Consider the following 4,989-nt stretch of genomic DNA (forward strand, 5'->3'; position numbering starts at 1 on the left):
AACCAACAAAATGAAACCGTCACTTTTTCCACTTGTAACCCCTTACGCAAAAGCTCTCCAGTCCAACAGTTTTGAGGAATCATTCCCGAAGCACCATGGCCCTTGAAACGAAATCTCTCTGATATCGAAGATAATCACAGGTAATTTTTTTGCCTTTTCACCCCAGGATGTGTCAGAATAAATAGAGGTCTCATCCCCTGAGCATCGACAATTCTGAAGTTGTTAGCATGTCATGCCACCTATTGGCCAACCCGCATGAGGCTCTCTTGCAACACCAGAACTTTCTTTGAGATCAAGGATTGAAAAAATTTTACCACAGGCCTATGCGTGTTGTTCCTGGAATAAAATTTTTCCCGGAACACCTGGATCAAACGAAAAGACAACTTTGCATGATAGCCGGGAGAAGGTTCGGTTTCCATGCCTGCGACACGAGGACCCACTCTTCCAAAAAACGATATCCTGAAAATTTTCACCCTGGTCACTGAGGATGGGGCACTCGTCCGCAAGGCTATGACGTTGTCTCTGCAAGAACAGAGCAGACCGTCATCAGGCCGGTCACCTCCAGCCGACTCAATGCCTTCAGGACCAACAGGACCGATGTTCTTCTCCCCGACCACCGCGTACTGGGGACTTGAACATTCTGGCCCATACCCGGAGGAAAGACCCGGACACCCAGATTATCATCGTCGCTGCAATGAGTGTCCTGATCGATGCTATCAATGCGAACCGTATCGTATCAGAGCTCGAGACTATATCACCAAACCAGTAGACGACATGGAGGTCATCAAGCAGACCATCTCTTCAGGGCCATGGAGCGGACCTCGCTGATCCGGGAAAACAGACGCTACCAGTACCACCTGGAAAAATAAATCAAAAAACGTTCCAGCCGGTTGCCCCAGGCTCAAAAACTTGAGGCCATCGGTACGGTAACCAGAGTAATTTCCTATGATTTCAGCAAAATTATCGGATCCTCTCTACCGGCTCAGCATTTTTCTGAATTTTGACGGTAATCAGATATTTCTTATCAATCCCCGATGAACAGTGAAAAGATCCTGGTCTCATCCACTGAGCTCCCCCAGGTGATCATGAATCTCAGTACCCTCCCTTTCATATCAAGACCGAGGAGGTCATAAACAAGAGCCATGAGCAAAAAAAGAATACTCTTTGTCGATGACGAACCAAATATTCTCTCCGGGCTGCGCCGCATGCTGCGACCCATGCGCCACCAGTGGAACCTGGCTTTTGCCGACAGCGGCCAGGAAGCACTCAAGATCATGGCGGAAGAACCCTTTGACGTGGTGGTCTCGGACATGCGCATGCCAGGAATGGACGGTGCCGAGCTGCTCACCCTGATCCAGGAAACCTATCCCCATGCCATCCGCATCATGCTCACAGGCCAGGCCGATAACGAAGCTATCCTGCGGACCGTCGGGGTAGTCCATCAGTTTCTCTCCAAACCGTGTTCCCCTGAACAGCTCAAAGCCGTACTGGACAGGGCCACGGCCCTCCATGACCTGATAACCAACGATCAACTGAAAAATCTGATCTCGCGGCTGGGTTCTTTGCCAAGCCTACCCTCCCTTTATGCCGACCTCCAGCGACTGCTGCGCGATCCAGATTCCTCCATCCAGGACGTGGCCAACCTAATTGAGCAGGATCTCGCCATGAGCGCCAAGATGCTGCAACTGGTCAACTCGGCCTTTTTCGGCCTCTACAAGACCATCGACAGCCCACGCCGGGCCGTCAACCTGCTGGGCCTGGACACCATTAAGGCCCTGGTACTCGGGATCCAGGTTTTTTCCGAGCTCAAGACCACATCCTCCTTCTTTTCCGTGGGCGCCCTCTGGGAACACAGCCTGAAAACCGGCAGGCTCGCCAGGGAAATTGCCACAGCGAAGTCCGATGACAGAGAACTGGCTGACAACAGCTTCATTGCCGGAACCCTCCATGACATCGGCAAACTGATTCTTCTCACGACCCTGCCGGATCAGTTTGAACAGGCCGTACGGCTGGCCGGAGATCGGAAAATATGTCTGCACATGGCAGAAAAGGAAATCTTCCAGGCCAGCCATGACGACGTGGGTGCCTATCTGCTCGGACTCTGGGGATTGCCATCGCCGGTGATCGAGGCTATCGGCTTTCACCACCGGCTCCGCGACTTTCCCGAAGAGAGCTTCAGTCCGGCCCTGGCCGTTCATATTGCCGATGTACTCTACCACCAGAACAATGACTCTCTGCTTCCAGGCTGCGCACCAGAGCTCGACGAAACTTACCTGGACCGACTCGGGCTGGCTGGACAAGGTGAACAATGGCAGGATTTCTGGGACCTGCTCGAAGAAAGGAGTATGGAAGATGAAAATGGGTAAGATATTCTCTTTGCTCAGGAGCAGCCAGGGCAGAATCTTCCCGGTCTGGACGACTGCTGTTGTCTGCTGCACGCTGATCGCTTCTTTTTTCCTGGTCCCGGGTCTGGTCCGCGCCCAGGTTGAGCCCAACCAGGGCCTGGTCAGGATCGGGGTACTGGCAAAGCGAGGTAAGGAAAAATGCCTGGAAAAGTGGAGCCCAACCGCCAGGTATCTCCACAAAAACATCCCGGATTTCCGTTTTTCCATCGTCCCGCTGGATTTCAACGAACTGGTTCCGGCGGTGAGCAACGGAAGCGTAGACTTCATCCTGACCAACCCATCATTTTATGTCAGCCTGGAAGAGGAATTCAATATCAGCCGGATCGCCACCCTGAAAAACCGCCGGCTCAACCGGACCCTGACCCGATTTGGCGGGGTGATCTTCTCCCGGGCAGACCGAAGCGACATCACCTCCTATGCGGATCTGCGCGGGAAACAATTCATGGCAGTGGCCAGGCAGTCCTTCGGTGGCTGGCAGGTGGCCTGGCGTCACCTGCTCCATCACGGCATCGATCCCCGGCACGATTTCGCCGAGCTCAGATTCGGCGGCACCCACGATGCCGTAGTCTATGCGGTCTTAAACCAGGAGGTTGATGCCGGTGCCGTACGTACGGACACCCTGGAACGAATGGCACTGGAGGGCAAAATCGACCTGACTGACATCCGGGTTCTCCAAGACCAGCCCTGGAAGGAACAATCGTTTCCCTTTCTCCTGAGCACAGCCCTCTATCCCGAATGGCCCATTGCCAAGCTGCAACATGTACCGGCCGAGTTTGCCCAGAAGATCGCCATCACCCTCCTGCAGATGTCCCCGGACGACCCGGCGGCCAGGGCAGCACACCTGGCTGGCTGGACCATTCCTCTCAATTACCAGCCGGTACACGAGTGCCTCAAGGAGCTTGGGATCGGGCCTTATGCAGATTTAGACCAGATCACTGCCCGGGACATCCTGGAAAAATACTGGTATTTTATCCTTCTGCTCCTTATCCTGATCATTAGTGGCGGCTCGACAACCCTCTACTTCCGCCACCTTAACAGACAGTTGCGGCAGACCATGCACCGGCTGGACCGGGAGCTGATGGAACGCAAACGGGCCGAAAACAGGCTCACCAACTTCAAGCTCTCCCTGGACCAGACAAAAGACGCGGTCTTCATGTTTGATCCAGACAGTCTCCATTTAATCTATGCCAACCGCGGGGCAGAAATACATACCGGTTTCACAGCCGATGAGCTCAGCGTAATGACACCACTGGATATCAGCCCGGACCTGGACGAGGAGAGCCTGCAGAAGATGCTGGCACCGCTGGTCCAGGGTGAGCAGGAATCGCTGACCATGATAACCCGTCTCAGGCACCGCGACGGGATAGAGATTCCAGTGGAAGTCCTCTGCCAGTATGTGGTACCCGAGGGCGAGGATGGCCGGTTTATCGCCGTAGTACGCGACATCACTGAACGGATCCGGACCGAAAAAGAACGCGACCACCTCCAGACCCAGCTGCTCCATGCCCAGAAACTGGAGGCCGTGGGGCAGCTGGCCGCCGGCATTGCCCATGAGATCAATACCCCGACCCAGTATGTCAGTACCAACCTCGACTTTCTCGGCGAAACTTTTGCTGATATCACCAGGCTCATGGAACAGGTCACCCGATGTATCAGGAAGGCTAGAGACCAAGACCTCTCCGAGGAGGATCTCGAAGCCCTGCAAAACACCCTGGAAGAGACCGACTGGGATTTTCTCCAAAAAGAGATCCCCCAGGCCATCGACCAGTCACGGGAGGGTGTCCGCCGGGTAACCTCGATCGTCCAGGCTATGAAGGAATTCTCCCATCCCGGCAGCAGGGAAAAAGAGCCCACCGATCTTAACAAACTCATAATCACTACCACCACGGTAGCCAGAAATGAATATAAGTACGTGGCAGACCTGGAAACCACCCTGGACGAGAGTCTACCTCCGGTTCCCTGCCTGACCGATGAGATGGGCCAGGTCATCCTCAACATACTGGTCAACGCCGCCCATGCCATTGACGACAAGATTCGCAAAACCGATATGGAACGGGGAGTGATCCATATCTCCACCCGGGTTCGGAACGGCTGGGCGGAAATAGTGATCCGTGACAACGGTTCCGGCATCCCCACGGAAATCCAGGACAAGATATTTGATCCCTTTTTCACAACCAAGGATGTGGGCAAGGGCTCGGGCCAAGGGCTGGCCATATCCCACAACGTGGTGACCGAAAAACATGGAGGCCAGCTGGTCTGCTCCAGCATCCCCGGTCAGGGCACCACCTTTCACATCCGTCTGCCCCTGGAAGACACTGGGGGCAAACACGCACAAGGAGCCTGAAAGTATCTAAAATCGGCGCTTGAGCACAGAGGCCCGGACCATAAAAAACACAAAAAAAGGGAGTGGCTACAAGTTCCACTCCCCTGCATATTCATGGTCCTGTCAGGGACCAGAATCTGTTCTGTTTTTATTTTTTTTCTTCCAACGCAGCCTTGCGGCTCAGCCGGATACGGCCACGGTTATCGATTTCCAGGACCTTGACCCGGACGGTATCTCCTTCGTTAAGCACGTCGGTGACCT

3 protein-coding genes are annotated in these 4,989 nt (G+C 54.3%); 2 read left to right on the forward strand and 1 reads right to left on the reverse strand.

What is annotated here, in order from left to right; translation table 11 throughout:
* The first annotated feature begins 1,142 nt into the window (after positions 1 to 1,142).
* Positions 1,143 to 2,366: an HDOD domain-containing protein gene (locus ACXJJY_RS12635; protein ID WP_456388558.1), complete on the forward strand. Its 1,224-nt coding sequence runs from the start codon at positions 1,143 to 1,145 to the stop codon at positions 2,364 to 2,366.
* Positions 2,353 to 4,749, forward strand: coding sequence for a sensor histidine kinase (locus tag ACXJJY_RS12640; RefSeq protein ID WP_456388560.1), 2,397 nt, complete (start codon positions 2,353 to 2,355; stop codon positions 4,747 to 4,749). The genes ACXJJY_RS12635 and ACXJJY_RS12640 overlap by 14 nt, the downstream gene beginning before the upstream one ends.
* Positions 4,750 to 4,876: 127 nt before the next feature.
* On the opposite strand, the gene ACXJJY_RS12645 is transcribed toward ACXJJY_RS12640, so the two are convergent.
* On the reverse strand, positions 4,877 to 4,989 hold a 113-nt coding region (locus ACXJJY_RS12645; RefSeq protein WP_456388562.1), incomplete at its 5' end, for a S1 RNA-binding domain-containing protein.

This window comes from Desulfolithobacter sp. (genome assembly GCF_054025815.1).